This is a genomic window from Olsenella sp. An270 (genome assembly GCF_002159735.1).
Classification (GTDB): domain Bacteria; phylum Actinomycetota; class Coriobacteriia; order Coriobacteriales; family Atopobiaceae; genus Thermophilibacter.
The window spans coordinates 130496-156833 of record NZ_NFJF01000006.1 but is presented as its reverse complement, the minus strand read 5'-3'; the positions used below and the strand labels follow the sequence as shown (position 1 = coordinate 156833).

The window sequence follows — 26338 nt, the reverse complement described above, 5'->3', positions numbered from 1 at the left end:
ATGGCAGACGTGAAGAAGATCGCAACGCGCCAGAGCTACGGCGAGGCCCTCGTCGAGCTGGGCGCCGAGCATGACGACTTCGTCGTCCTGGACGCGGACCTCGCCGCGGCGACCCAGACCGGCAAGTTCAAGGCGGCCTACCCCGACCGCTTCTTTGACGCCGGCATCGCCGAGAGCAACCTCATGGGCCTGGCCGCCGGCATCGCCACCACCGGGCGCGTCGCCTTCGCGAGCACCTTCGCGATGTTCGCCGCCGGCCGCGCGTTCGAGCAGGTGCGCAACTCCATCGGCTACCCGCACCTCAACGTGAAGATCGGCGCCACGCACGCCGGCATCTCGGTCGGCGAGGACGGCGCCACCCACCAGTGCAACGAGGACATCGCCCTCATGCGCGCCATCCCGGGCATGACGGTCATCGTCCCTGCCGACGACGTGGAGGCCAAGGCCGCCGTGCGCGCCGCCTACGAGTTCGACGGACCCGTCTACATGCGCTTCGGCCGTCTGGCCGTGCCGGTGTTCAACGACCCCGACACCTACGAGTTCCACCTGGGCAAGGGCGTCGTCCTGCGCGAGGGAACCGACGTGACCGTCGTCGCGACCGGCCTCATGGTCGCCGAGGCGCTCGCCGCCGCCGACGAGCTGGCCAAGAGGGGCGTCTCCGCCGAGGTGATCAACATCCACACCATCAAGCCGCTCGACGAGGAGCTCGTCCGCGCGAGCGCCGCGAAGAGCGGCCACGTGGTCACAGCCGAGGAGCACTCCGTGATCGGCGGCCTGGGCGACGCCGTGCTGGCGGCCCTGGCCGAGAACCCCGTCCCCACGCGCAAGCTCGGCGTGAACGACGTCTTCGGTGAGTCCGGTCCCGCCGTCGACCTGCTCCACAAGTACGGCCTCGACGCCGCCGGCGTCGTCGCAGCCGTGGAGGCGGTTCTCGCCTAGGGGCGACCTGACAAACGTCCCTGGCACCTTCGTCAGGATTCTGGAGGGGCGGTGGCCAACGGGGCCGCCGCCCCTCTCGTGTGCATTGTGCGGCAATTCGGTTGAGGGCAGGTCGGTTTGCTAGACTACTTGCGTATTTGTCCGAAAGATCGACTGAAGAGAAGGAGCTTCTGTGGCCAGTCACTTTAACAGCACTGAGCGACAGGGGTCCGAGGGCGAGGAGACGATCGAGTCTCTCACGCCCGCGGCTGCTCCGCAGGCAGAGACCGTGACGGCGGATGACACCGGCGCCTTCCTGGCGGCGGCCGACCTTGCGGGCGTCCCCACCCCCGCGGCGGTCCCCGACCCCGTGGCCGAGGCGCCCGAGGTGCCTGAGGTGCCTGAGGAGGTCCACGTCGTGACCGCCGCCGACCCCGCGGACGCCCCGTCCGAGGGCGCCGCGCAGGTCTCCGAGAGCGTGTACTCGTCGCTCGCCGGCGACGACGCCCCTGCGGTGCCCCGCACCGGGACCCCGACCGTGTCGTTCAAAAACGTCACACTCATCTACCCGGCCCAGCCCAACAAGCCCGCCCTCGACGACGTGAGCCTCGACATCTACCCCGGCGAGTTCGTGTTCGTCGTCGGCCACTCGGGCTCCGGCAAGTCGTCGCTCCTGCGCCTGATCACGCGCGAGCTCAAGGCGAGCTCCGGTCAGGTCATCGTGGCGGGGCAGGACCTCACCAAGATGCGCAACAAGAAGATCCCGTACCTCCGTCGCCAGATCGGCACCGTCTACCAGGACTTCAAGCTCCTGCCCGACAAGACGGTCTACGAGAACGTGGCCTTCGCCCTCGAGTGCATCGGCAAGCCCCGCTCCGTCATCAAGGCCCAGGTCCCCGAGGTGCTCCGCCTCGTCGGCCTCGCCGAGCGAATGAACCACTTCCCCGACCAGCTCTCGGGCGGCGAGCAGCAGCGCGTCTCCGTCGCCCGCGCCATGGTCAACCGCCCGCCGCTGCTCGTCTGCGACGAGCCCACGGGCAACCTCGACCCGGCCATCTCGCTGGGCATCATGAAGCTGCTCGACATGATCAACCGTGCCGGCACCACCGTCGTCATGGCCACGCACGACCGCGAGATGGTCGACTCCATGCGCAAGCGCGTCATCGCGCTCGAGGCCGGCCACGTGGTCCGCGACCAGGAGAGGGGAGGCTACGGATACTATGGTGCCCTCTAACCTCGGCTACTCCCTCAGGGAGGCCGGCCACCACTTCCGCCGCAACTGGACGACGGTGCTCGGCGCCATCGTCACGATCTTCCTCTCGCTGTTCATCATCGGCCTCTTCGTGCTCGGCTCCGTCATGATCTCGAGCGTGGTCGGCGGCGTCGAGGACAGCGTGACCATCCAGGCCTACCTCTCCGACGATGCCAGCGACAGCGCGGTCGAGAGCCTCCAGTCCAAGATCGAGGGCTGGGACAACGTCGAGTCCGTGACCTACAAGTCCAAGGACGAGGCGCTCGAGGACTACCGGACCTCCATGTCCAACCGCAACGCGAGCGACGCGGTCGCCGCCCTCGACGGCGAGAACCCGCTGCCCGCCTCGCTGGTGATCACCCTGACCGACCCGCAGGAGGTCGCCGCCACGGCGGAGCGCATCATGGACGACTCCTCGTTCCTCCAGATCCGCGACACCGCCGACGACCCCGAGTCCTCGCCGGCCGACGACGTCGTCTACGGCCAGGGCACGGTCGACCGCCTCTTCGAGGTGACCAACTACATCCGCCTCGGCGCGGTCGCGCTGGTCATCATGCTGACGTTCGTGGCCTTCGTGTTCATCAACAACACGATTCGCCTCGCCATCACCGCGCGTCGGCGTGAGATCGCCATCATGCGTCTCGTCGGCGCCTCCAACAGCTTCATCCGCGGGCCGTTCGTCACCGAGGGCGTGCTCGAGTCGCTCATCGCGGCCCTTCTCGCCATCGCGGCGCTCGCGGGCGGCCTGCACGTCCTGATGCCCATGCTCCAGCAGAACCTGTCGTTCCTGGCGTTCGACGTTCCCACCGAGGTGCTCTACGCCACCTTCGGCGGCCTGCTGCTCATCGGCATCCTGATCGGCCTGTTTGGCTCTGCCATCGCGATGAGGCGCTACCTCAAGGTCTAGCCAACTGCTTGCGTGACCGACTGGCCCCGGCCTCCCTCGCGGAGACCGGGGCTTTTTTGTGCGCGGTGTCTGGCGCACGTTCTTCTCGGCGCGCTGGCTTGTGCTGTTAGGAATTGCCGCGAGTGGGTGGTTTTGGCGCTTGGAGTTACCCATGGGCGGCAACTCTTAGACATTTGGCGAGAAAAACGCCCCAATCGCGGCGATTCCTAACAGGTCCGTGCCGAGCGGCGCGCCGCCTCGTTGGGTAAGCTGAAACTGAGGTGCCGAGAAGAACGGAGGGCCGCATGAGCAGGTCGAGGCCGCACAGGGGAAATCGCCGTCGCGGGCGCTCGGGCGGGCCGCGGCCGCGCGGGCGCACCATCACGGGGACGCTCGTCGTCTCTCGTCCCGGGGCCGCGCACGTGGAGACGGCCGAGGGCGACTTTGAGCTTCTCGCGCGCGGGCAGCGCGAGGCCATGAACGGGGACGAGGTCGAGGTCGCGCTCGTGGAGCGTCGCGGCACGCCGCCGCGCGCCGTGGTGCGCTCGGTGATCTCGCGCGCCGTGGAGACCTTCCTGGGCACCTACGCCCAGGCAGGGCCGCTTGGTGCCGTCACGCCGCTTGACTCGCGCATCGGTCACGACTTCTTTGTCGTGCCGGAGGATCCGGGCCCCGCGCGCTTGGGCGTCGGCGAGGGCGACGTCGTGGTCGCGCGCATCACGGAGTACCCAACGCGCACGAGCGCTGCGGTGGTGACGATTGAGCGACGCGTGGGCTCGGTCGGAGAGCTCGACCTCAACATCGAGTCCATCGTGGCGAGCTATGGGCTGGCGGGTGACTTCTCTCGCTCGGTACAGGAGCAGGCCGAGAAGATCGTGGCGGACGTCGAGGGAGCGCTTGCTGAGGACCCGCGCCGGCGCGACCTGCGCGGCGAGCTCTGCGTGACCGTTGACCCCGTGGACGCGCGAGACTTTGACGACGCCGTGGGCGCGCGGCGCCTTGCCGAGGGCGGCTACGAGCTCAACGTGCACATCGCTGACGTCACGCACTACGTGGGCGCCGACACCCCCATCGACAACGAGGCCAAGCGCCGGACCTGCTCCGCCTATCTGGTTGACCGCGTGGTCCCCATGCTCCCTGAGCGCCTGTCCAATGACGTCTGCTCGCTTCGGCCCGGCGAGGACCGGCTTGCCATGAGCGTGGTTATGCGCCTGGACGCGCGCGGCCAGGTGCTGGGCGCCAAGATGTTCGCCTCTGCGATTCGCTCCGCCGCGCGCCTCTGCTATGACGAGGTCGATGCCCTTCTCGACATGGGCGCGCCCGTTGCCGGCGGCGAGAAGGTCGCTGAGCTTCTGCGCGTGCTGGACGAGATCCGTGCCCTGCGCGAGCGCGTTCGCCAGGAGCGCGGCGCGATCGAGTTCGAGACTGTGGAGGCCAAGGTCACGCTCGACGACGACGGGCGACCGACGGGCGTCTCGGTGCGGAGAAGAACGCGAGCGACCGGGCTCATCGAGGAGGCGATGCTGCTCGCGAACGAGTGCGTGGCGCGACGCCTGGCCGACGTCGAGGCGCCGGCGGCCTACCGCGTGCACGAGCAGCCCATCGAGGAGGACCTGCGCGCCGTGCTCCAGCCCCTGCGCGAGCTGGACGTAGTTGACGGTGAGACGTCCGCCGGGCTTCTCGCCGGCGATCCGTTCGCCATCCAGGCTATTCTCGAACGTGCGCAGGGGACGCCTGCGGCATATCCCACGAACGCGCTCTTGCTGCGCGCGCAGCGCCGGGCGGTCTACCTGCCCCAGAACCTCGGCCATTACGCGCTGGGAGCGCAGGCGTACTGTCACTTCACCTCGCCGATTCGCCGTTACCCTGACGTGCTCGTGCACCGCGCGCTCAAGGCGCTCATTGCCGGGCGCATCGAGGGCAAGGAAATGAGCGCCCAGGCCGGTGCGCTGCCGCAGCTCTGCCGGACCTGCTCCGAGCGCGAGCGCGCCGCCGACGCAGCCGGCCGGGCGTCGCAGAAGGTCAAGATGGCCGAGCTCTTCTCAAGCCGTGTGGGGGAGCGCTACTCGGGCATCGTCTCTGGCTGCGGGAGCTTTGGCGTGTTCGTGATGCTTGACGAGACGTGTGCCGAGGGCCTCGTTCCCGTACGGGCGCTCGGAGACGAGTGGTTTAGCTACGACGAGGCGCGCATGACGCTCACGGGGGAGGAGTCCGGCGAGACGTGGGGGCTCGGCCGTCGTGTTGCCGTCGAGGTCACGGGCGTCGACGTGGCACGAGGCCAGATCGACTTTGCGCTCGTGGGACGCTGAGACGTTCTTCTCGCCGTGCTGTGGACGCGGGCCGACGTTTCTGGCGCCGGTTTTGTCGGTTGGCGTCCACACCCGCACGTCCCGTGGACGCGAAGCGACACTTTTGCCGAGAAGAACGTCGGCTCGCGTCCACGAGCGTCATGCTGCGCGTCGGGGACGGGCCTCGGGACGTCGATACTTGAACAAATTGTTGGCACGGCCTTTTTACCCATCCAAATTATGGCCGCGTGATACTCTCTTAACATGCAAAGGTATCAGACAGTTATCCAGGACATCATGTCCAAGATCGACGGAGGGGCGCTCAAGGACGGCGAGCGCCTGCCCTCCGAGCTCGAGCTGTGCCAGACCTACAGCGTCTCGCGTACGACCATCCGCCATGCCCTGCAGGAGCTCGCGTCCTCGGGCTACCTCATCCGCAAGGTCGGTGACGGCACGTACGTGGACGTGACCAACCGCGTCAGCTACGGTGACAGCGCGTGCAGCTTCACGGAGGACATGGCGCGCAACGGCAAGCGCGCTGGCTCGCACGTGCTCTCCTACGAGCGCAGGGCCTATCGGGCCGAGAAGGACGAGCGCAGGATCGGCGAGGCGCTGAGCCTGCGCCCTGGCGACGAGTACCACCACTTCGTGCGTCTGCGCACCGGAAACGACGTCCCCATTGCCCTGAGCCACACGAGCCTTCCGTACGACCTGTTCCCCGAGCTTGGACCCAACAACTTTGGCGAGTCCCTCTACGAGTACGCGAAAGCGCGATACGAGCTCGATCTTGAGCGGTCGCACATTACCAAGATCGTGACGGCGGTGATGCCTGACCGGCAGCAGCGCTCTCAGCTCAAGATAGGCGCCGAGCCGCTGCTCAAGGTCGCCCACCCCACCTATCTCAAGGACGGGCGGCCGTTCGAGTACACGGAGACTTACTACGTGGGCAGCCGCTTCGCCATCCTCTATCGCTACTAGCTTTGCGCCTTCCCCCTAATTGTCACATACCATTAACGAAAAAGGTGTCGTACAAATAAAGCTGCTGTGTTACGCTTCTCTCGTCAAAAGGTATCAGACATTTGAGAGGAGATTGCATGCAGCTCATCCTGGCGTCTCACGGCCCGCTGGCGGAGGCATTTCTGCAGAGCGCCGAGCTCATCACGGGCATGCGCCCGTCAAGCTGCCACGTTCTCACCATGGCGATGGAGACCTCCCAGGAGGAGGTCGTGCGAGAGCTCGACGAGCTGTTTTCGCACTTCGCCCTCGACGAGGACGTCCTGGCCCTGACCGACGTCTTTGGCGGGAGCATCACAAACATTCTGGTCGAGTATTCCGTGGAGCACCCCATGAGGATTGTTGCCGGCGCAAGCTTCCCCATGGTGCTGGAGGCCCTGCTCAGCATGCCGTCGAAGTGCACCGACGGTTTTGTTGACGGGCTGATGAAGGTTGGAAGAGACGGTGTGGTCGACGTCCGTCGGCGCATCACGGAGCTGGGAGGGGAGGGAGAGATATGATCAAGGCGCTTCACATGGACGACCGTCTGATTCACGGGCAGGTTGCCATCTCATGGACCCGCACGCTCGGCGTTGACCTCTTGCTCGTGGTCAACGACGAGGTGGTCGGAGACATGAGGCGACGCAACGCCCTGAAGCTCGGCGTGCCCGCGGGCGTGAAGTACGGGTTTCGCTCCGTCGCCGACGGCATCGCGTTTTTGAACGACCCAGCCAACGCCCACTGGCGCGCGATGGTGCTGGTGAACAACCCTCACGACGTTCTGAGCATCTGCCAGCGCGTGAGCGGCATCGAGCGCGTCACTGTTGGCGGCCTGCGCAAGGACGCGCCCATGGTTGCCGACAACCTCAACCTGACGGACGAGGACGTGCAGGACCTCAAGGACGTCCTGGACATGGGCATCGAGGTTGGCATTCAGCCGACGCCCGAGCAGCGCTTCCGCGACCTTCGCGCAATTCTCGACAATCGCTAGCCAAGCGGCAAACAACTAACAACTTAACTGTACGTGCGGATGGGAGGTACCATGATCTTCCAAGCGTTCATTGTTGCCCTGATTGCGGGCATCTGCAAGATCGACCCAAGGGTCTTCGGCATGACCATGCTGGACCGTCCCCTCGTCGTGTCGACCCTGGTGGGGTTGGCTCTCGGGGACGTTCAGACCGGACTTACGCTGGGCGCCCAGATGGAGCTGCTCTCGCTGGGCCTCATGGGAATCGGCGCCCACAGCGGCATGCCCGAGATCACCGTCGGAGGCGCTCTGTGCTCGGCGTTCGCCATCACTACAGGTACCGGCGCCGACATGGCCCTTGCCCTGACCCTGCCCATATCCACGTTTGCCTCTTCCGTGGGTTACATCTCGTGGATCCCGCTCAACCACCTCGTCTCGGAGCGTGCGCTCAAGGCAGCCCACGCTGGTGACGACAAGGCCGTTGACCGCTGCCAGTGGCTGGGCCTCTTCAACTACTTCTTCTTCCCGTTCCTGCTCACCTTTGTGGGCATGCTTGCGGGAGCTCCCGTCTTCGAGTGGCTGCTCAACGTCATCCCGACCTGGGTGACCGAAGGCGTCTCCGTGGCGTCCAACATGCTGCCCGCTCTCGGCTTCGCGCTGCTGATGAAGCTTACCTTCACTTGGGGGATGTCCCCGTACCTCTTCGTCGGCTTTGTCGCGACCGCCTTCCTGGGCATGTCCAACGTTGGCGTCGCGTTCATTGGCGTCATCATCGCCATGATCATCTTCATGTCGCAGAAGTCCAAGTCCGACCAGAAGGAGGCTGAGCTTGATGACAACGAGATCTAACGACGAGGAGAGGCGAGAAGATCTTGCCACGTCCGCTGAGCCCGAGAAGAGGTCGATCGACAAGGGCACCCTCAGGAAAGTCTTCTGGCGTGCGTTCTTGCTGCCGTCCTGCTACTCGATGGACCGCATGCAGGCCCCCGGCTTCTGCTACTCGATCATGCCCGTGCTGCGCAAGCTCTACGGATCGGACAAGCAGGAGTTCACCGATGCGATGATGAGGCACCAGGAGGTCTACAACAACACCTACGCCTGCTCTCCGTTCGTTCTCGGCATCACGGCAGCGATGGAGGAGCAGGCTGCCAACGACAAGACCTTTGACGTCTCCGCGATCAACAACATCAAGGTGGCGCTCATGGGCCCGCTCTCTGGCATCGGCGACACCTTCTTCTGGGGGACGTTCCGTATCATCGCCTCGGGCGTGGGCATCTCGCTCGCGAGCCAGGGCTCGATTCTCGGTCCGCTCATCTTCCTCATCATCTACAACATCCCGCACATCCTTGTTCGCGTCTTTGGCCTCAAGTACGGCTACAAGCTCGGCAGTAGCTCGATCGACGCGCTGGTTAAGGGCGGTCTCATGGCCAAGGCGACACTTGCGGCAACGGTGCTGGGACTGGTTGTCGTTGGCGGCATGATCGCATCTATGGTGACGGTCAACGTAGCCTTTGTCGCCGACTTTGGCAGCGGCATGACGCTGAGCATCCAGGAGGTCCTCGACCAGCTCTGCCCGTGCCTGTTGCCGCTGGTGCTGACCTTTGGCATCTACCACCTGCTCAAGAAGGACGTGAAGCCGTGGGTGATCATGGTCGCCCTCTTCGCCCTCGGCATCGTCGGCAAGTTCATTGGCATCTTCTAGGCGGAGGATGAGGATGGGAATCGTAAACAACGACGCGATGCTCGACTACATTCACGAGACCAAGTCTGCTGCTCTGCACATCCTTGAGGACCGTGCGCGCATCACGGCTCGCTTCGTGGGAACGGTCCAAGGACGTTCCGTTGACCGGCTGCTCTTGGTGGCGAGCGGAACCTCCTACAACTCCTGTATGGCGGTGCGCCATTACTTCGAGCGAATTCTCGGGATTCCGGTCGAGCTGAGCACCTCATATGACTATGCGCACTTCAACACGCTGTTCCGGGAGGGTGACTTTGCGATTGCGGTGACGCAAGAGGGTGAGAGCACCAACACCGTTGACGCCATCAGGCGGATGGCGGAAAAGGGCGTGCCCAACTGCGTGGTGACCGAGGTCAAGGACAATACCTGTACGCGAGAGGCGGACTTCCGCGTTGACCTTGACTGCGGGTTCGAGGACTTCGGGCCCAAGACGAAGGGCTACGTGTGCTCGGTGCTCACGCTGCTCGTCTGTGCGCTCGAGTGGGCACACGCATCTGGCAAGCTTTCCGACGAGGACTATCAGCGGGAGTGTGACAAGATTGCCGAGACGATCGGCCATCTCGACGCTGTTGTTGCGGCCGCCGACGAGTTCATCGGACGCAACAGCGAGGAGCTCGTTGCCTGCGAGCGCGCCTACGTCATCGGAAACGGAGAGCACGTGGCTACCGCGCTCGAAGGCTCGCTCAAGTGCCTTGAGACGGTTCGCCAGTTCTACTTCTCGTTCGAGGGCGAGGAGTTTCTCCACGGGCCGATTGCCTCGGTGCGCTCGAACGTCTACACCTTCATCATTGCGCCCGACGGAGAGCCTGGCGAGCGCCTGCGCGCGCTGTACCAGTGCATGAAGACGCAGAACGAGCACGTGTTTCTCGTCGGAAGCCTTGACGAGGACGACCCGCACGTGTGCGATTGCGGCTTCCTGAGCCATCCGGACATTGATGCCCTTGAGTACATCGTGCCGTTCCAGCTGCTCGCGTATCGTACGTTCACGGGCAAGGGCATGGACCTGAACGTGCGCGAGTACCCGCGCACGGGCAAGGCGGTGCCAACCAAGACCGAGGCGTTCCGCAAGTAAGGCACTGCTGCGGCGCTCAAGGCGGCGCGGCGATGTCTTGAGAGGGGCCGGCCGGCAGCTTCCGTTGGGACTGTCGGTCGGCCTGTTGTCGTTCATTGCGTTGTTCCTGCGCGATAATGGGAACACTAACGAGAGTGACGTTGCGCCAGGAGGAACATGGAACGCGCCGAGCTGACAGAAGAGATCGAGCGAGCCGAGGGGCTGATGCTCCAGGACCAGGCCGAGCAGGCAGAGGAGCTGCTCGCGCGTCTGGCCGACGACGCGGAGGCCTACGTCGACGCCAACTGCCCGACGACCGACGAGCTCCAGTGGTTCGCCTTCCCCACGCTCTTCGAGCGGCTCGCGTACCGCCGCGTCGAGGACGACCCGCGCGAGCTGCGCGACGTGGGCGAGCCGTTGGGCCGCCTCTACTCCGACCTCGCGCTCGCGCGCGTCCACGCCGAGGACTACGACGGCGCGGCCGCCGCGCTCAAGGCCGCGGTCCGCTGGAACCCCATGGACTGCGCCGCCCGCCTCAACCTCGCCGACCTCTGCCGCGCCTCCGGCGACGTCCAGGAGTACCTGGCGCTCACCTACAGCGTCTTCGAGCGGGCGAGCGAGGCTACCCACCTCGCGAGGGCGTTCGTGAACTTTGCCGGATGGTTCCAGGCAACCGAGAAGCCCCGCGTCGCCGCGGCCGCCCTCAGGGCCGCGCGCAACCTCGACGTGCGCGACGGCGTGCTCGCCGCCGCGCTCGACCAGGCGTCCGGGACCGACCGCGACCCCGACCTCGTGACGGACTCCGAGGCGACCGAGCTCCTCGCTGCCGAGGGCCTGCCCGACGGGGCCAACGCCGAGATCGCCGTCTGCCTGCTCATGTGTGCCGGCGACGCTGCGTCCGCCGGCGCCCGCGACCTCGCCGCGAACCTGGCGCTGCGCGCCCGCGACCTGGTGGGCGAGGCGGCCGTCGAGGCCCTTCTCGCCCTCATCCGCGAGACCGACGAGGGGGACGCCGATGGCCAAGAGTAAGGTCGTGCGCCAGGCGGCCGCGGCGAAGGCCGCCCAGCAGAAGGGCCCCGGCAAGCGGACCATCGCCAAGAACCGCTCCGCGCACCACGAGTACTTCATCGAGGAGACCTTCGAGGCGGGCATCGAGCTCACGGGCACCGAGGTCAAGAGCCTGCGCGAGCGCGCCTGTCAGATCACCGACGCCTTCTGCCTCATCCGCGGGCGCGAGGCATGGCTGCACGGCGTCCACATCCACCCCTACTCCAACGGCGGCGTGTGGAACGTGGACCCCGACCGCAAGCGGCGCCTGCTGCTGCATCGTCGTCAGATCGACTACCTGGACGCGAAGCTGCGGCAGAAGGGCCTGGCCCTCGTGCCCCTGGAGATCTACTTCGACGAGCACAACCGCGTGAAGCTGGCGATCGGCCTCGCGCGCGGCAAGAAGCTCTACGACAAGCGCGACGACATGGCGCGGCGCGACACCGACCGCGAGATCGCCCGCGCCCTCAAGGAGCGCAGCAGGTAGGTCGGGAGGGGACAGCCCCCTGGCCCATCGGAAAGGAGCGGGACATGGACGCGACTGCACTGTTCAAGTTCTCTTCGGGGCTCTACGTGGTCTCGGCGGACGACGGCGAGCGCGTCGGCGCCTGCATCGTCAACACCGGGCTGCAGGTGACGTCCACCCCGCTCCAGGTCTCCGTCACCGTGAACAAGGAGAACTTCACCTGCGGTGCCATCGAGCGCGCCGGGCACTTCTCGCTCGCGGTGGTGGACGAGTCCGCCGACATGCTCTTCGTGGGGCGCTTTGGCTTCCGGTCCTCGGCGACCGAGGACAAGTACGACGGCATCTCCAGCGCCGTCGCCGCGACCGGCGACCCCTATCCCGCCGAGCACGTCTGCTCCTACGTCGCCTGCAACGTGGTCCAGACGCTCGACGTGGGCACGCACGTCACCTTCGTGGGGGAGGTCGTCGACGCCGGGAACCTCTCGGGCGTCGCGCCCATGACCTACGCCTACTACCACGGAACCCTCAAGGGGAAGACGCCGCCGAAGGCCTCCTCCTACGTTGGGGGTATAAGCTAGGGCAGGAGCGGGCGAGAAGGGCCCGCCGCATCGAGAGGAGACACGCATGGCCGAGGAGAAGAAGTACACGTTCCGCTGCACCGTCTGCGGCTGGGAGGTCACCGTCGACACCCCCGAGCTGCCCGAGGACTTCGTCTGCGAGGTCTGCGGCGTTGGCCCCGACATGTTCGAGCTCGTCGAGGAGTAGCGCCGGTTCACAGGTGCGACTGGCGGGGCGGTCCTTCTCGGAGGGCCGCCCCTTTTGCGTGCCGCAGGATAACGCGCAGAATCAAGCACAACTTTCTATATCCGCAGGTAAAAATAACGCACATGTACGATTCTGTGCGTTAATCGGGCGGGCGAGAAGAACGTCGCCCCGTGACTCGCGCGGCGCGAAACGGGTAGAATACCCCCACGGCCGCGCATGCGGCCCGTACGTTGACAGCCGCATGGTGGCGGTCCTTCTCGCCACGCCTTGCAGCCGGGGGTGACTGGTTTCGACAGGGTGGGCCTGAGATGGGCAGCAGGTCGTGGTCTCCTCGCCACGTTAAACAGGGGTACCGTCAAATCGAATTGACGAGAACAACTCTTACGAGCCTCTGGCTCTCGCTGCTTAGTCTTATCTAACCAGCGCGTCAAACCGGGGATTGCTCCCGTTCCCGGGGCGGCGTCATTCTAGGGAGATGCGCGCGCGGACGTAGCCGGTATGCCGCGCGCAAAGGCCGAACCGGCTGGGACGCCAAGCGCGGGTGACCGGGTGCGCGGCGTCCGAGACCTAACCGGCCACTGAGCCTGGAGACACCTGTCAGGGGTCTGCTTTGGACCGGAGTTCGATTCTCCGCACCTCCACCATGCACGCTTCGCGGCCGTTGGCCCCACGGGGCCGCGGCCGCTGTCATTTTGTTTGGAGGTTCCATGCTGGACGAGAAGAACGGTGCCGCCGCGCCCGCGCTCGTGCTGGAGGGCGGCGGGTTTCGCGGGATGTTCACGGCGGGCGTGCTCGACGTGCTGCAGGAGCGCGGGGTCTACGGCTTCTCGAGCATCTGGGGCGTCTCGGCCGGTGCGGTGAACGCGGCGAACTTCCGCTCGCGCCAGATCGGCCGCACCATGCGCGACATCCTGGCCTTCCGGGACGACCGGCGCTTCATGTCGCTGTGGTCGTTCGCCACCACGGGCGACATGGCCGGCGCCGACTTCATGTACGACGAGGTCCAGAACCATCTGGACCCCTGCGACGTGGGGACGTTCAACGCGAGCGAGACCCCCATGTGGGCCGTGGTCTCGGACGTGACGTTTGGTACGCCCACCTACCTGCCGGTGCGCCGCTTCCCCGAGGACATCGACTGCGTGCGCGCCTCGGCCTCGCTGCCCACGGTCTCGCGGATCGTGGAGCTGGGCGGCCGTCGCCTCCTCGACGGCGGGACCACCGACTCGATCCCCTACGCGGCGGCGCTGGGACTGCCGGGCGCGCCGGAGGTCGAGGGCCGGCCGCCGACGGACCGGGCGCTCGTGGTGCTCACGCGGGACCGCGGCTTCGTGCGCGAGATGTCGGGGTCGGGCGAGCAGATCGCGCTGCGCTCGCACCGCTACGACCGCTACCCGTACTACCTGGAGGCCCTGCGGACGCGTGCCGAGCGCTACAACGAGCAGCGCGAGCGGCTCTGGGAGCTCGAGCGCGAGGGTCGCTGCCTGGTCGTGGCGCCCGAGGAGCCGGTCCGCGTCGGGTCGTCCACGCGCGACGGCGAGTCGCTGCTCTCGCTCTACGTCGCCGGGCGCCGCCAGGCGCTCGAGCGGCTGGCGGAGATCGAGGCGTTCGTCGGCTAGAGGGTCCTTCTCGCCTGCGTGCTGATCCGGGAATCGCCGCCCTTGTCGCCGCGTCTTCCGGGAATCGCGCCCCTTGTCGTTGGGCCCCAGAAATCGCCGCCCTTGTCCGGGCCGCCCCCAGGAATCGCCGCCCTTGTCCGGGCTGCTTCTAAAAAACGCCGACCTTGTCGTGTGGCGCTCTGAAAAACGCCGACCTTGTCCCAACTCATGCGGACAAGGCCGGCGTTTCTTAGATGTGGCTGCGACAAGGGCGGCGATTCCTGGACGCTGCTAGAACAAAATCGGCAATTCCCGGAAGGCCTGGCGACAAGGGCGGCGATTCCTGGAGCGTCCGGCGACAAGGGCCCGGATTCCCGGATCGTTGCGCCCTACGCCAGGCGCGTGACCTCCACGCGGTCGACGAGCCCGTCGACGACGGAGCGCTCGGCGGCCTGCGTGCCGGACTCCATGACGTTGGCGGCTCCCGTCGCCATGGCGAGGCGCAGCGTGTCCTCGACGCCCATGCCCTGCGAGTCGGCGTAGACAAACGCCGCGACCACGGAGTCGCCGGCGCCCACCGTGGACCCCACGGGGACCTTCACCGAGGAGGCGTGCCAGGTCTCCGTTGCGGTGGCGAGAAGGGCCCCCTCGCCACCCATGGAGATCACGACGCGCTCGACGCCCTTCTCGACCAGCTCATGCGCGGCCGCCGCGATCTCCTCGACCGTGGCGAGCTCGCGTCCCACGAGCGCGGAGAGCTCATGGTTGTTGGGCTTGGTGAAGAAGGGCTTGCCCGCGAGCCCCGCCTCGAGGGCGTCGCCGTCGGCGTCGAGGTAGACGTGGGCGCCGGCGTGGCGCAGGGTGCGCGTCCACGCGCCGTAGGTCCCGCGGTCCACCCCGGCGGGGAGGCTGCCGGAGAGGACCACGTAGTCGCCCTCGCAGACCTCCTCGGCCAGCACGTCGAGCATCTCGGCGAGCATCGCGTCGGTCACCTGGGGGCCGGGCTCGTTGATGTCGGTGTGGGTGTCGTTCACGGGGTCGATGACCTTGAGGTTGGTGCGGGTCTCGCCGTCGGCCGGGAAGGCCTTCACGCGGATGCCGGCCTCCTTGAGGGCGCTCGCGATCCAGCTTCCGGTGTCGCCGGAGAGGACGGCCACGGCCTCGGAGGTCCCGCCGAGCTTGGCGATGACCTTGGAGACGTTGATGCCCTTGCCACCCGCGTCGCGGCGCAGCTCGGTTATGCGGTTGACGGCGTCAAGGGTGAAGTTGGGAATCTGGACGGTCTTGTCGAGGGCGGGATTGAGCGTGACGGTGTAGATCATCGGGTCCTCCTCGGGCGCGGCGTCGGTGGATGAGGCCATTCTATGCCCCGCGCGCCCGCGTCGGTCCCGTGCGGCGGATGTTTCTTGCCGCCGTCTTGATTCCGCTCGCGGACGGAAGCCGGGCGCCCCACCTGACGCTGGCTATCATGCAACCAACCCGGCGACGTGCCGCTCTGCCGTGCCGGGAGCCCTCGTCGACGAAAGGTGGCATCGCATGAAGCTCGTGGTGATCGGCGGAGTTGCCGGCGGCGCGTCCGCCGCGGCGCGCGTGAGGCGCCTGGACCCCCACGCCAGGATCGTCGTCCTGGAGCGCGGCGAGCACGTCTCGTTCTCCAACTGCGCGCTTCCCTACCACCTGGGTGGCGTCGTGCCCGACGCCGACTCCCTGGTCCTGATGACCCCGGAGAGCTTCAGACGCCAGCACGACATCGAGGTCCGGACCAGGAGCGAGGCCGTCGCCATCAACCGCGAGGCCCATACCGTGACCGTGCGCGACCTCACGACGGGCGAGACCTACGACGAGCCCTACGACAAGCTTGTCCTCGCCCCCGGGGCAGCCCCCGTCATGCCCCGCTCCATCGCGGGCATCGACCGGGAGAACGTCTTCAGCGTGCGCAACGTCACCGACATCCGCGCGCTCAAGGCCTATGTCGACCGACCGGACGTCGAGCGTGTCGCCGTGGTCGGCGGAGGCTTCGTCGGCATCGAGGTGGCGGAGAATCTCGTGCGCGCGGGCAAGCGCGTCTCGGTGATCGAGGGCACCGACCAGATCCTCGCGCCCTACGACCACGACATGGTTCAGACGCTCCACAAGGAGCTGGACGACAATGGCGTCGAGCTGCTCCTCTCCACCACCGTCGCCGCAGTCGAGGACGGCTGCGTCAGGGTGGCGGGCCCGGACGGCGCCGCCGGCGAGGTCGCCGCCGACGCCGTGGTCATGGCCGTGGGCGTGGCGCCCGAGACCAAGCTCGCCGTCGACGCCGGTCTCTCCCTCGGCGAGACGCGCGGCATCCGCGTCGACCACGACTTCCGCACCGACGACCCCGACATCTACGCCGTCGGCGACGCCGTCGAGCTCTACGACGCCCTCGCCCACCGGCCCGGCAGGCTCGCCCTGGCCGGCCCCGCCCAGTGGGCCGCCCGCGCCGCCGCCGACAGCATGTACGGCATCCCCTCGCGCAACGCCGGGTTCATCGGCTCCTCCTGCATCCAGGTCTTCTCGCAGAACGCCGCCTGCACCGGCCTCAACGAGAGGGCGGCCCGCGCCGCCGGCTACTCCTTCGACTCCGTCCTGGTGTACCCGCCCGACAAGGTCGGTCTCATGCCCGGTAGCAACTACATGGGCTTCAAGCTGGTCTTCGAGGTGCCCACCGGCAAGCTTCTGGGGGCGCAGGCCATAGGTCGCGGCAACGTCACGCAGCGTGTGGACGTGGTCGCCGCCCTCATCTCCATGGGCGGCACGCTCGAGGACCTCAAGGGCGTCGAGCTGTGCTACTCCCCGGTGTTCGGCACCGCGAAGGACGTCGTCAACATGGCCGCGCTCGTGGGCCTCAACGTCCTCGGCGGCCGCTTCCGCCAGGTCCACGTGGACGAGGTCCGCGGCCTCGTGGAGTCGGGGGCCTACATCGTGGACGTCCGCGAGCCGGGCGAGTTCGAGGCGGGCCACCTCAACGGCGCCCACAACGTCCCCCTCTCGCAGCTCCGCGAGCGCATGGACGAGATTCCGCGCGACGTGCCGGTGTACCTGCACTGCCGCTCGAGCCAGCGCAGCTACTACGCGATCTGCTGCCTGCAGGGCAGCGGCTACGACAACGTGGTGAACATCAGCGGCTCCTACCTGGGCATCAGCCTCTACGAGTACTTCGACGACAAGCGCCTGGGCCGCGAGCCCATCATGGACGCCTACAACTTCAGGTAGCGGAGACGTCCGGCGCCGGGCCCGGTCCCGCGCCGGCAGAGGAGAGGAGTGCGACATGGCAGAGAAGATGACGCCCGAGCGCGCCGCGGAGATCCTGGGGCAGGGCTTCCACTGCTCGCAGTGCGTGATGGGGCACGCGGCCGAGGTCCTGGGCCTCGACGTTGACGAGGCCCGCAAGAGGACGGCGGGCCTCGGAGGGGGCATGTTCTGGGGCGAGATGTGCGGTGCCGTCCTGGGCGCCGGCGTCGCCCTGGGTGAGGCCTACGGCTTCGATCAGCCCGATCCGGGCGAGAAGGACCAGATCCTGCAGGCCAAGGTCCGCGAGTTCCAGAAGCGCTTCGTCGAGAAGTACGGGACCGTCCGCTGCAGGCTGCTGCTGGGCGGCTTCAACATCGCCGACCCCGAGGGCCCGAGTCCCTGCGACCGCGAGAACCCGTTCGTGCACTGCGGCGAGTACTGCGCCACGGCGTGCGACATCCTGGACGACCTGCTCCCCCAGAAGTAGGTCCCTCCGACGACCCTGCCCGGCCGGGCGCCCCTCGCGCGAGCGGGCGCCCGGCCCTTTTGTGGAGATATGGAGAATCGTCACCCGTGGCGGCGCCGCGCGGGTTTTTCGTACCTCCCGACCCGCTGGTGGTGTACACTCTTGAAGCTTTTCCACAGAGCCCCGTAATCTCTGACAAAAAGCACGGCGGTTTGTCCAGAAACCGTCATCCAGCAGGTACGTAGGAGGAGTCAAGTGAAGAAGTCGACTCAGTTCGCCAAGAACGGCGAAGTCGAGCGCAAGTGGGTGCTCATCGACGCCGAGGGCGCGACGCTCGGCCGTCTGGCCACCACCGCCGCCATGATTCTTCGTGGCAAGAACAAGCCGCAGTACACCCCCAACGCCGACACCGGTGACTTCGTCGTCGTCATCAACGCCGACAAGGTCGTTCTCACCGGCGTGAAGGCCGACCACAAGCAGTACTGGCGCTACTCCGGCTATCTCGGCGGCCTCAAGCTCGAGAGCTTCCGCGAGGCCATGGAGAAGCACCCCGAGCGCGTCGTCGAGCACGCCATCAAGGGCATGCTCCCCAAGACCACCCTCGGCCGCAAGCAGGGCACCAAGCTCAAGGTCTACGCTGGCCCCGAGCACCCGCACACGGCCCAGAACCCCGTCAAGATTGATTGGAGGGCCTAACGATGGCTGAGAACACCGTTGTCTACACCGGCACCGGCCGCCGCAAGGAGGCCGTCGCCCGCGTCCGTCTCGTTCCCGGCACCGGCAAGGTCGTCGTGAACGGTCGCGAGGCCATCCAGTACTTCGGCCGTCAGCAGCTCGTCGACAACGCGCTCGCCCCGCTGCGCCTCACCGAGACCGCCGAGCGCTTCGACGTGCTCGCCAACCTCGATGGCGGCGGCATCAACGGCCAGTCCGGCGCCCTGCGCCTGGGCATCGCCCGCGCCCTCCTCGACGCCGGCGAGTACCGTGAGGACCTCAAGAAGGCCGGCTTCCTCACCCGTGACGCCCGCGCCGTCGAGCGCAAGAAGTACGGCCTCAAGAAGGCCCGCAAGCGCCCGCAGTTCTCCAAGCGCTAGTACTTCTCGCCATACGCTTTGCCTGGGACCCGTCGCAGCCGCGGCGGGTCCCTTTGCGTGCGCGGCCACGCGCTCTGTGGGGTTTCGCGGCGGAGCGTGGAAGCCCGCTCCACATGTGCGACAATGAGTGGGTCTTCACGCACAGACCACTTGGAGGGACTCCAATGAAGTACTTTGGCACCGATGGCTTCCGCGGCGCGGCGAACGAGGGGCTGACCGTCGACCACGCGTATCTGATCGGCCGCTACGTGGGCTGGTACTACGGCGCGCGCCAGGAGCGCAAGGCCCGCGTCGTGGTGGGCAAGGACACGCGCCGCTCGAGCTACATGTTCGAGAGCGCCCTCGTTGCCGGCCTCGTGGCCTCCGGTGCCGACGCCTACCTGCTGCACGTCATCCCCACCCCCGGCGTCGCCTACGAGACGGTGGACGGCCGCTTTGACTGCGGCATCATGATCAGCGCCTCCCACAACCCCTACACCGACAACGGCATCAAGCTCGTCAACGGCGACGGCTACAAGATGGACGAGGACGTCCTCGAGCTCATCGAGGCCTTCATCGACGGCGAGGTCGACGTGCCGCTGGCGACCGGCGACGCCATCGGCTGCACGGTCGACTACATGCAGGGCCGCAACCGCTACATCGCGCACCTCATCGCGAGCGCCAACTTCTCGCTCCAGGGCGTGAAGGTGGGCCTGGACTGCGCCAACGGCGCGGCGTCCTCGGTGGCCAAGCCCGTCTTCGACGCGCTCGGCGCCGACGTCCGCGTGATCAACAACGCCCCCAACGGCTTCAACATCAACGTCGACTGCGGCTCCACCCACCTCGACGCCCTGCGCCGCCACGTCGTCGAGCAGGGTCTCGACGTGGGCTTCGCCTACGACGGCGACGCCGATCGCTGCCTCGCCGTGGACGAGCGCGGCAACGTGGTCGACGGCGACCTGATCCTCTACATCTGCGGCGTCTACCTCAACAAGCACGGCCGCCTCACCGCCGGTACCGTGGTCCCCACGGTCATGAGCAACTACGGCCTGTTCAAGGCATTCGACGAGGCGCACCTCTCCTACGAGACCACCGCCGTGGGCGACAAGAACGTCTACGCGTGCATGCGCGAGAACGGCTACAGCCTGGGCGGCGAGCAGTCCGGCCACATCATCTTCGGCGACATCGAGTGCACCGGCGACGGCATCATGACGTCGCTGCGCGTGATGGAGGTCTACCGTGCCGAGCGCGAGAAGCTCTCGCAGCTCTGCGCCCCGGTGAAGCTCTACCCGCAGGAGCTCGTGAACGTCCGCGTGACCGACAAGGACGCCGCGATGGGCGACGCCGCCGTGCTTGACTCCGTCAAGCGCGCCGAGGAGTTCCTCGCCGGTCAGGGCCGCGTGCTCGTGCGCGCCTCCGGCACCGAGCCTCTCGTGCGCGTGCTCGCCGAGGCTCCCACCGACGAGCTCTGCAAGCAGGCCAACGCCATCGTGCTCGAGGCGCTCGACCCCTTCCGCGCGTAGGGCGCCCCGGTGAACGGCGACGTCTCGCGAGGGCAGGTCGCAAAGTACCTGCGGATCGAGTCGGACATCCTCGCGGCGATCAAGGACGGCAGGCTCAAGCCCGGTGACAAGCTCCCCGGGCAGTCCGAGATGAAGCGCCGCTACGGCGTCTCCGCGATCACCGTGCGCAAGGCCTTCGCCGACCTCATCAACGACGGTTACCTCGTGGGCGTGAAGGGGAGCGGCACCTACGTCGCCAAGCGGCAGATGATTCGCGCGCTGACCTCGATCTCGTTCTCCGAGGAGCTCCGCGAGCAGGGTTATGACCTCGGCATGGTGGTAGACTCCATCGACTCCGAGTCGAACGCCGCCGTCGCGCGCCGCCTCGGCGTGGACGAGGGGAGCGTCCTCACCCGAGTGGCCCGCACCAGGATCGCTAACGGCGAGCCCGTCGCCTACCACGTCTCCTACCTCCCGGAGAGCCTCCTTAGCGTGGAGCGCGCGAGCACGCTCTACGAGACGGGGTCCTTCTACAAGACCCTCGCCCTCTTTGACATCTACCCGCTCTGGGTGAACGAGAACTATTCCGTGCGCGTCGTCGAGGACGCGCACATCTGCTCGGAGCTCCACGTGAGCCCGGGGCACCCCTGCTTCTTCGTCCGTCGCACCGCGTTCGACGACGAGAACAACGTCATCGAGTACGCCGAGTCCTACTTCAACAAGGACTGGTACTCGGTGACCGTCAACATCCGGGCGTAGGCGCCCAGACACTCTCGCACGAGAAAACCGACCGTTCGCGGATTGCGGACGGGTTGCCGTCCCACGCCGCCGCAGCTCAACTACACTACGAAAAGCTAGCATGTTAACATACCAACTTTGAAAGGGGGCTGGATGCGGTACGAGCACTACGACCAGCGTTGGGAGGGCCAGGTCGTCGACCTCTGGAACCGCTGCTGCGCCTTCGACGCGATTGACGTCGGAAAGTTCAGGAGACAGGCGCTCTTCGACGACAACTTCGACCCCGGGCTGTCCTGGGTCGCCCTCGAGGGCGAGCGCGTCTTGGGCTTCGCCTTCGGGACCAAGCGGAAGTTCCCCTATCTCGAGCGCGGGCTCGAGCCCGAGCGCGGGTGGGTGAACGTCATCTTCGTCGCCCCGGAGGCCCGCAGGCGCGGCGTGGCGAGCGAGCTTCTCGGCAGGATCGAGACCGAGCTCCGGGGCCGCGGGGCCACCAACATCACGCTGGGCGCGTACTCCCCGAGCTACTTCTTCGCGGGCGTCGACCCCGACAACTACCCGGAGGCGGTCGCCTTCTTCGAGGCGCACGGCTACGTGGCGGGGGACACCCACTACTCAATGGGCAAGAATCTCCACGGCTTCCAGGTCCCCGAGAAGACGCGCGTGCGTCAGGCGGAGCTGGCCGAGCGGGGCTATCGCTTTGTCCCGTTCGACTACTCGCGCGCCCTCGAGGTGCTCGACTTCCTGCATCGAGAGCTCGGGGCGGGATGGAAGCGCAACGCGCTGATCAGCATGCGCGAGGAGACCGCCGAGGACAAGATGCTGCTTGTCATCGACCCACAGGACGAGGTCTGCGGCTGGTGCATGCGCGGCATCGACGGGAACCCGATGCGCTTCGGCCCGATCGGCATTGCCGAGAAGGAGCGCAACAACGGGCTCGGCTCGGTCCTGCTGGACCTCTACTGCTTCGAGATGGCGCGCCGCGGCATCTACCGCATGTACTTCATCACAACCGACGAGCCAGGGCGGCGCTACTACGCGCGACACGGGCTCGAGGTGATTCGCACGTTCGTGGACTATCGGAAGGAGATCTCATGAGCCAGTGCAAGCGCGTCGTCGCCATCGGCGGGCACAGCCTCGACGCCGAGCTCCTCGGCGGCCCCCTCCTGCTCAAGTATGCCAAGGAGGGAGCGCGCGTGACCTGCGCCAACACGGTCATGGGCCGCCTGGAGGGCCCCGACCGCACGGACGAGGAGAAGGAGGCGTACCTCCGCCAGGTCGCGGAGGAGAGCGCGCGGGCGGCGGCCGACCTCGGGGGCGACACGCTCTGGCTCGGCTACGACTCCTCGACCATGCCCTCGACCGAGGTGTTTGCCAAGAGGCTCGAGGACTGGTTCACCGAGGAGGGCGTCGACCTCGTCGTCACGCACTGGCGCGGCTCGATGCACCCACGCCACATTGCGACGCACGACGCCGTGACCGAGGCGGTCAAGAGCATGCGTCGCAAGGGGTCCTCCATCAGGCTGCTCTACGGCCTCACCTTCGAGGATCTTGTCGGCTTCATTCCGCAGGCCTACGTCGTCCTGAGCGATGAGGAGGTGAGTCAGTGGATGAAGGCCCTGAACGAGTACGCGATCTTCAGGGGGGAGGTCAACGACTTCCCGTATCTCCCGTACTATCCGACCAATTTGCGGGTAAAGCAAATCGAGGCGGGGAGCTCGGGGCCGACGGTCTGCTACATGTACGCGAGCCTCATCGAGAACGAGCTCTGGTAGTCGCTGGGACGCATCGCGCAGTCACGGAAGAGGGAGAAGAGATGTCCAAGACCTACGTACGAGTCGACGACCGGCTCATTCACGGCCAGACGATCATGTCGTGGGCGCCCACGCTCAAGCTCGAGGAGTTCATCGCGGTCGACGACACCATAGCGGCGAACCCCATGCTCAAGAGCATCCTCACGATGGGCGTGCCCAAGAACTACGTCACCCACATCGTCTCGACCGAGGAGGCGCGCGCCCTTCTCGCCCAGGACGACGGGATGAACCGGATGGTCATCGTCAAGACCCCTCACCAGCTCGTCGACCTCAAGGACGCGATCAAGGGGTGCGAGCACGTCTACCTGGGCAACATGGCGAAGCGTGACGACACGGTCCATCACGTCACGGACGCCACGGGCATCTTCTGGCTGAGCGACCAGGACGTCGCCGACCTGTCGGCGCTCGCCGACGAGGGGTTCGAGATCTCCTTCCACCAGCTTCCCAACGAGACCGAGCGGAGCTGGGACGCCTACCTGAAGACGCTCTGAGGAACGCGGGCGCAAGCGAACGCACGGACAAACGAAATCGAGAGATTGGAGACAGGATGGGCATCTTGCAGATGGTACTCATCGCCCTGTTCGTCTATCTGGGGTCTATCGGCTCGATAGTGGGTAACACCATCGGCTGGTACACTCTCGGCCGGCCGCTCCCGGCGGCGCTCGTCGTCGGCCTGATTCTCGGCGACGTGCAGACCGCCATGGTCGTGGGTCTGCCACTGCAGGTCATGTACCTCGGAAACGTGACGCCCGGCGGCGCCGTGGCGTGGGACCTCTCCTATGCGACCTACATCGGCACCGCGGGCGCGATCGTCTTCGGCGAGGGCATGGACGCCGCGGCGCTCGTGGGCATCGCCACCGTGTTCGCCGGCATTGGCGGCCTGGTCGGCCAGCTCATGTGGAACTTCTCCTACGCGCTCAACCTTCCGATCAACCGCGTGGCCCAGCGCTATGCGGAGGCGGGCGACACCGGGCACATGTGGGTGCCCAACGTCCTTCTCGGCCAGACGATCGGCTTCCTCTGCCGCTTCGTGCCCGCGATGATCGTCCTCGGCGGCATGACGGCGGCCAGCACCCAGGCCGACTTCGCCACGATGATCCCGGACTACGTCACCACCTGCCTCACCACCTTCGGCGGCATGATGACCGCCCTCGGAATGGGTATCCTGCTCTCCTTCCTGGTGAAGCAGAGCTGGTACCTCGTCATCTTCATGGTGGGCTTCATGCTGGTCACCTACTTCAACCTCAGCATGATGGGCGTCGCCATCCTCGCGGCCATCGTCGCCGTCGTCTACTACAAGTCCGACACGCTCAAGGCCGTGAAGGGGGTTGAGTGATCATGACCGAGATCGAGAAGAGCGAGGGCAGGAAGATCTCGCCGCAGGCGCTCAAGCGCTCGTTCTGGAACTGGTTCTTCTGGAACGGCTGCTCGCAGCAGGCGGAGTCCATGCTGGGCATGGCGTTCGGCCAGGCCATGGCGCCGGTCATCGAGGACCTCTATGACACCAAGGAGGAGAGGGCGGCCGCGCTCAAGCGTCACATCTCCCTGTTCAACACCGAGGCGCAGGTGGGCTCCATCTGCAACGGCATCGTCTGCGGTCTGGAGGAGTCCAACGCCAACGGCAAGTGCTCGCCCGAGGTCATCGAGTCGGTGAAGGTCGCCCTGATCGGCCCGACCTCCGCCATCGGCGACTCCCTCTGGGTCGGCACGATCATCCCGATTCTGCTCGCCATCTGCATGACCATCTCTCAGGTGGCGGCAAGCTGGGCTGGCCCGGTCGTCTACATGATCGTCTACCCGGTCGGCACCTGCATCCTGAGCTGGAAGCTGTTCCAGCTTGGCTACAAGGGTGGCCTCGAGGGCATGCAGTCGATGATGGCGTCCGGGAAGCTGGACCGCCTGACCACCGCCATGATCCTCATGGGCCTGGTCGTCGTGGGCGCCCTGACTGCCTCCAACGTCACGTGCACCATCCCGTTCGGTATCGTCGGCGAGGTCATGGACACCGCCAGCGGCGAGATGATCCAGACGGTGCTCTTTGACACCAACAAGGTGCTCGACGGCTTCTTCCCGAAGCTGCTGCCCCTGCTGCTGACCTTCTTCGTCTACTGGCTCTACACGCGCAAGAAGTGGTCGCCGCTCGCGATCATGGGCCTGATCCTCGTGATCGCCGTCGCCCTGACCGCCGTCCAGTACCTGACCGGGTACGCCGACGTCCAGGCCGTGGCCGCCGCTGCTGCCGCAGCCGTCTAGGAATCTCAGGACCGGACGGGGCCCGCGAGGGCCCCGTCCCCGCTTCGCCGCGAGGGGGCGCCATGAGCGAGGGGCTCGTCTGGATATTCGTCGGGGGACTGGTCGCCGTCGCGATCGTGCTGGTGCTCGGCCGGCTTCGCGCACGGGCCCTTCATGATCTGCGCCACGTCCTCTTTGACGAGCAGAACCCGGAGCTGTACCTCAGGCTCCTGGAGAACCCCCGCCTGAGGCTGCTCTTCTCCCAGAGGGCGCTCGCGGGGCTCAGGAACGACGCGCGGCTCTTCGAGGAGCTCACGAGGAGGGCGCGCAGGGAGGGGAGAGACGCATGAGCTACGAGCAGGGAGAGGACCTGTCCAGGCTCGGGACGGAGGCCTCCAGCCCGCGGACCGCGCACATCGACGAGATGGGGACAGTCGAGGCGCTCGAGGCGATCAACGACCTCGACCATGAGATCGCCCCCGCCGTGCGCCGCGCGATCCCCGCCATCGCGGCGGTCGTCGACGCCGCGCACGAGCGGATGGGCCGCGGCGGCCGGCTGATCTACATGGGCGCCGGGACCTCGGGGAGGCTGGGCGTGCTCGACGCGAGCGAGTGCCCGCCCACCTACGGCGTGAGCCCCGACTTGGTCGTGGGTCTCATCGCCGGCGGGCCCGAAGCGCTGGTGAGCGCCCGCGAGGGTGCGGAGGACGACGCCTCCGCCGGCGCCGCCGACCTCGACGCGATCGGCGTGAACGAGACGGACGTCGTCGTCGGCCTGGCCGCGTCCGGGCGCACCCCGTACGTGATAGGCGGGCTCGACCGCGCCCGCGAGGTCGGGGCGCTCGCCTGCGCGGTCTCCTGCGCCGAGGGGGCGCTCATGTCCGCCCATGCCGACCTCGCCGTCGAGTGTCCCATCGGGCCCGAGCCCATCACCGGCTCGACCCGCATGCGCTCGGGCACGGCCGAGAAGCTCATCTGCAACATGATCTCGACCGAGCTCATGGTCAAGGCCGGCAAGGTCTACGGCAACCTCATGGTCGACGTGAGGCCCACCAACGAGAAGCTCGTCGAGCGCGCCCGTCGGATCGTCAGCGAGGTGGCGGGCGTCGACGCCGAGACCGCCGCTGCGCTTCTCGACGAGTGCGGCCGCGACGTGAAGATCGCCATCTGCAGGGCCATCTCGGGAGAGTCGGTCGAGCGCTGCCGCGAGGAGCTCGGCTCCAACGGCGGCAACGTGGCTCGGACGATTCGGGTCCTGCGCTCCCGCGGCTGAGCCGCGCCGGGGCCGGTCG

General features: G+C 66.9%; 29 protein-coding genes and 1 other RNA gene. 29 read left to right on the top strand and 1 reads right to left on the bottom strand.

The window, feature by feature from the left end; translation table 11 throughout:
* The 16 genes from B5F73_RS07910 (at nt 1) to B5F73_RS07835 (ending at nt 13987) form a co-directional block, all read left to right on the top strand.
* Nucleotides 1–939, top strand: a complete 939-nt coding sequence (locus B5F73_RS07910; RefSeq protein ID WP_087227700.1) for a transketolase C-terminal domain-containing protein — start codon at nt 1–3, stop codon at nt 937–939.
* A gap of 172 nt (nt 940–1111) precedes the next feature.
* A complete protein-coding gene (ftsE, locus tag B5F73_RS07905) occupies nt 1112–2152 on the top strand; it encodes a cell division ATP-binding protein FtsE (RefSeq protein ID WP_204206291.1) in 1041 nt (346 codons plus the stop codon).
* A complete protein-coding gene (gene ftsX / locus B5F73_RS07900; RefSeq protein WP_087227699.1) occupies nt 2139–3077 on the top strand; it encodes a permease-like cell division protein FtsX in 939 nt (312 codons plus the stop codon). The genes ftsE and ftsX overlap by 14 nt, the downstream gene beginning before the upstream one ends.
* A gap of 284 nt (nt 3078–3361) precedes the next feature.
* On the top strand, nt 3362–5365 hold the full coding sequence (gene rnr, locus B5F73_RS07895) for a ribonuclease R (RefSeq protein ID WP_087227698.1): 2004 nt from the start codon (nt 3362–3364) through the stop codon (nt 5363–5365).
* Nucleotides 5366–5608: 243 nt separating this feature from the next.
* Nucleotides 5609–6322 (top strand): GntR family transcriptional regulator, encoded by a 714-nt coding sequence (locus tag B5F73_RS07890; RefSeq protein WP_087227697.1) that lies wholly within the window; start codon nt 5609–5611, stop codon nt 6320–6322.
* 116 nt (nt 6323–6438) lie between these two features.
* On the top strand, nt 6439–6858 hold the full coding sequence (locus B5F73_RS07885; RefSeq protein WP_087227696.1) for a hypothetical protein: 420 nt from the start codon (nt 6439–6441) through the stop codon (nt 6856–6858).
* On the top strand, nt 6855–7328 hold the full coding sequence (locus tag B5F73_RS07880; RefSeq protein ID WP_087227695.1) for a PTS sugar transporter subunit IIB: 474 nt from the start codon (nt 6855–6857) through the stop codon (nt 7326–7328). The genes B5F73_RS07885 and B5F73_RS07880 overlap by 4 nt, the downstream gene beginning before the upstream one ends.
* 51 nt (nt 7329–7379) lie before the next feature.
* Entirely contained in the window at nt 7380–8153 is a 774-nt protein-coding gene (locus B5F73_RS07875) for a PTS sugar transporter subunit IIC (protein WP_075577188.1), read from the top strand.
* Nucleotides 8137–9006 (top strand): PTS system mannose/fructose/sorbose family transporter subunit IID, encoded by an 870-nt coding sequence (locus B5F73_RS07870; protein ID WP_087227694.1) that lies wholly within the window; start codon nt 8137–8139, stop codon nt 9004–9006. The genes B5F73_RS07875 and B5F73_RS07870 overlap by 17 nt, the downstream gene beginning before the upstream one ends.
* Before the next feature lie 13 nt (nt 9007–9019).
* Nucleotides 9020–10114, top strand: a complete 1095-nt coding sequence (locus tag B5F73_RS07865) for an SIS domain-containing protein (protein ID WP_158094785.1) — start codon at nt 9020–9022, stop codon at nt 10112–10114.
* Between the two features lie 156 nt (nt 10115–10270).
* On the top strand, nt 10271–11122 hold the full coding sequence (locus B5F73_RS07860; RefSeq protein ID WP_087227692.1) for a hypothetical protein: 852 nt from the start codon (nt 10271–10273) through the stop codon (nt 11120–11122).
* Nucleotides 11109–11627 (top strand): SsrA-binding protein SmpB, encoded by a 519-nt coding sequence (smpB, locus tag B5F73_RS07855; protein WP_087227691.1) that lies wholly within the window; start codon nt 11109–11111, stop codon nt 11625–11627. Before B5F73_RS07860 ends, smpB begins: the two co-directional genes overlap by 14 nt.
* 44 nt (nt 11628–11671) lie before the next feature.
* The gene (locus tag B5F73_RS07850) at nt 11672–12184 is read left to right on the top strand and encodes a flavin reductase family protein (protein ID WP_087227690.1); all 513 of its coding nucleotides are present in this window, start codon (nt 11672–11674) and stop codon (nt 12182–12184) included.
* Between the two features lie 46 nt (nt 12185–12230).
* A complete protein-coding gene (locus B5F73_RS07845; protein ID WP_087217962.1) occupies nt 12231–12371 on the top strand; it encodes a rubredoxin in 141 nt (46 codons plus the stop codon).
* A gap of 275 nt (nt 12372–12646) precedes the next feature.
* Nucleotides 12647–13015: a transfer-messenger RNA gene (gene ssrA, locus B5F73_RS07840) on the top strand.
* 63 nt (nt 13016–13078) lie between these two features.
* Nucleotides 13079–13987, top strand: a complete 909-nt coding sequence (locus B5F73_RS07835) for a patatin family protein (RefSeq protein WP_087227689.1) — start codon at nt 13079–13081, stop codon at nt 13985–13987.
* Between the two features lie 368 nt (nt 13988–14355).
* Here B5F73_RS07835 and pfkB read toward each other — a convergent pair whose 3' ends face one another.
* The gene (gene pfkB / locus B5F73_RS07830) at nt 14356–15327 is read right to left on the bottom strand and encodes a 1-phosphofructokinase (protein WP_239379840.1); all 972 of its coding nucleotides are present in this window, start codon (nt 15325–15327) and stop codon (nt 14356–14358) included.
* 175 nt (nt 15328–15502) lie between these two features.
* On the opposite strand from pfkB, the gene B5F73_RS07825 reads away from it, so the two are divergent.
* The 13 genes from B5F73_RS07825 (at nt 15503) to murQ (ending at nt 26319) form a co-directional block, all read left to right on the top strand.
* A complete protein-coding gene (locus tag B5F73_RS07825; RefSeq protein WP_087227687.1) occupies nt 15503–17206 on the top strand; it encodes an FAD-dependent oxidoreductase in 1704 nt (567 codons plus the stop codon).
* A 55-nt stretch (nt 17207–17261) separates the two neighbouring features.
* Entirely contained in the window at nt 17262–17711 is a 450-nt protein-coding gene (locus B5F73_RS07820; protein WP_087227686.1) for a C-GCAxxG-C-C family protein, read from the top strand.
* Between the two features lie 234 nt (nt 17712–17945).
* Nucleotides 17946–18386, top strand: coding sequence for a 50S ribosomal protein L13 (rplM, locus tag B5F73_RS07815; protein WP_087227685.1), 441 nt, complete (start codon nt 17946–17948; stop codon nt 18384–18386).
* A 2-nt stretch (nt 18387–18388) separates the two neighbouring features.
* Nucleotides 18389–18784 (top strand): 30S ribosomal protein S9, encoded by a 396-nt coding sequence (gene rpsI / locus B5F73_RS07810; protein WP_075577179.1) that lies wholly within the window; start codon nt 18389–18391, stop codon nt 18782–18784.
* Nucleotides 18785–18948: 164 nt separating this feature from the next.
* On the top strand, nt 18949–20286 hold the full coding sequence (gene glmM, locus B5F73_RS07805) for a phosphoglucosamine mutase (protein ID WP_087227684.1): 1338 nt from the start codon (nt 18949–18951) through the stop codon (nt 20284–20286).
* 9 nt (nt 20287–20295) lie between these two features.
* Nucleotides 20296–21024, top strand: coding sequence for a GntR family transcriptional regulator (locus tag B5F73_RS07800; protein WP_087227683.1), 729 nt, complete (start codon nt 20296–20298; stop codon nt 21022–21024).
* Nucleotides 21025–21156: 132 nt separating this feature from the next.
* Nucleotides 21157–22098 (top strand): GNAT family N-acetyltransferase, encoded by a 942-nt coding sequence (locus B5F73_RS07795; RefSeq protein ID WP_087227682.1) that lies wholly within the window; start codon nt 21157–21159, stop codon nt 22096–22098.
* A complete protein-coding gene (locus B5F73_RS07790) occupies nt 22095–22775 on the top strand; it encodes a PIG-L family deacetylase (RefSeq protein WP_087227681.1) in 681 nt (226 codons plus the stop codon). The genes B5F73_RS07795 and B5F73_RS07790 overlap by 4 nt, the downstream gene beginning before the upstream one ends.
* A 41-nt stretch (nt 22776–22816) precedes the next feature.
* Nucleotides 22817–23305: a PTS sugar transporter subunit IIB gene (locus B5F73_RS07785; protein WP_087227680.1), complete on the top strand. Its 489-nt coding sequence runs from the start codon at nt 22817–22819 to the stop codon at nt 23303–23305.
* A gap of 56 nt (nt 23306–23361) precedes the next feature.
* A complete protein-coding gene (locus B5F73_RS07780) occupies nt 23362–24150 on the top strand; it encodes a PTS sugar transporter subunit IIC (protein ID WP_087227679.1) in 789 nt (262 codons plus the stop codon).
* Between the two features lie 2 nt (nt 24151–24152).
* Nucleotides 24153–25067: a PTS system mannose/fructose/sorbose family transporter subunit IID gene (locus B5F73_RS07775; protein WP_087227718.1), complete on the top strand. Its 915-nt coding sequence runs from the start codon at nt 24153–24155 to the stop codon at nt 25065–25067.
* 62 nt (nt 25068–25129) lie between these two features.
* Nucleotides 25130–25396: a hypothetical protein gene (locus B5F73_RS07770; protein WP_087227678.1), complete on the top strand. Its 267-nt coding sequence runs from the start codon at nt 25130–25132 to the stop codon at nt 25394–25396.
* Nucleotides 25393–26319, top strand: a complete 927-nt coding sequence (murQ, locus tag B5F73_RS07765) for an N-acetylmuramic acid 6-phosphate etherase (RefSeq protein WP_087227677.1) — start codon at nt 25393–25395, stop codon at nt 26317–26319. The genes B5F73_RS07770 and murQ overlap by 4 nt, the downstream gene beginning before the upstream one ends.
* Nucleotides 26320–26338: the final 19 nt, after the last annotated feature.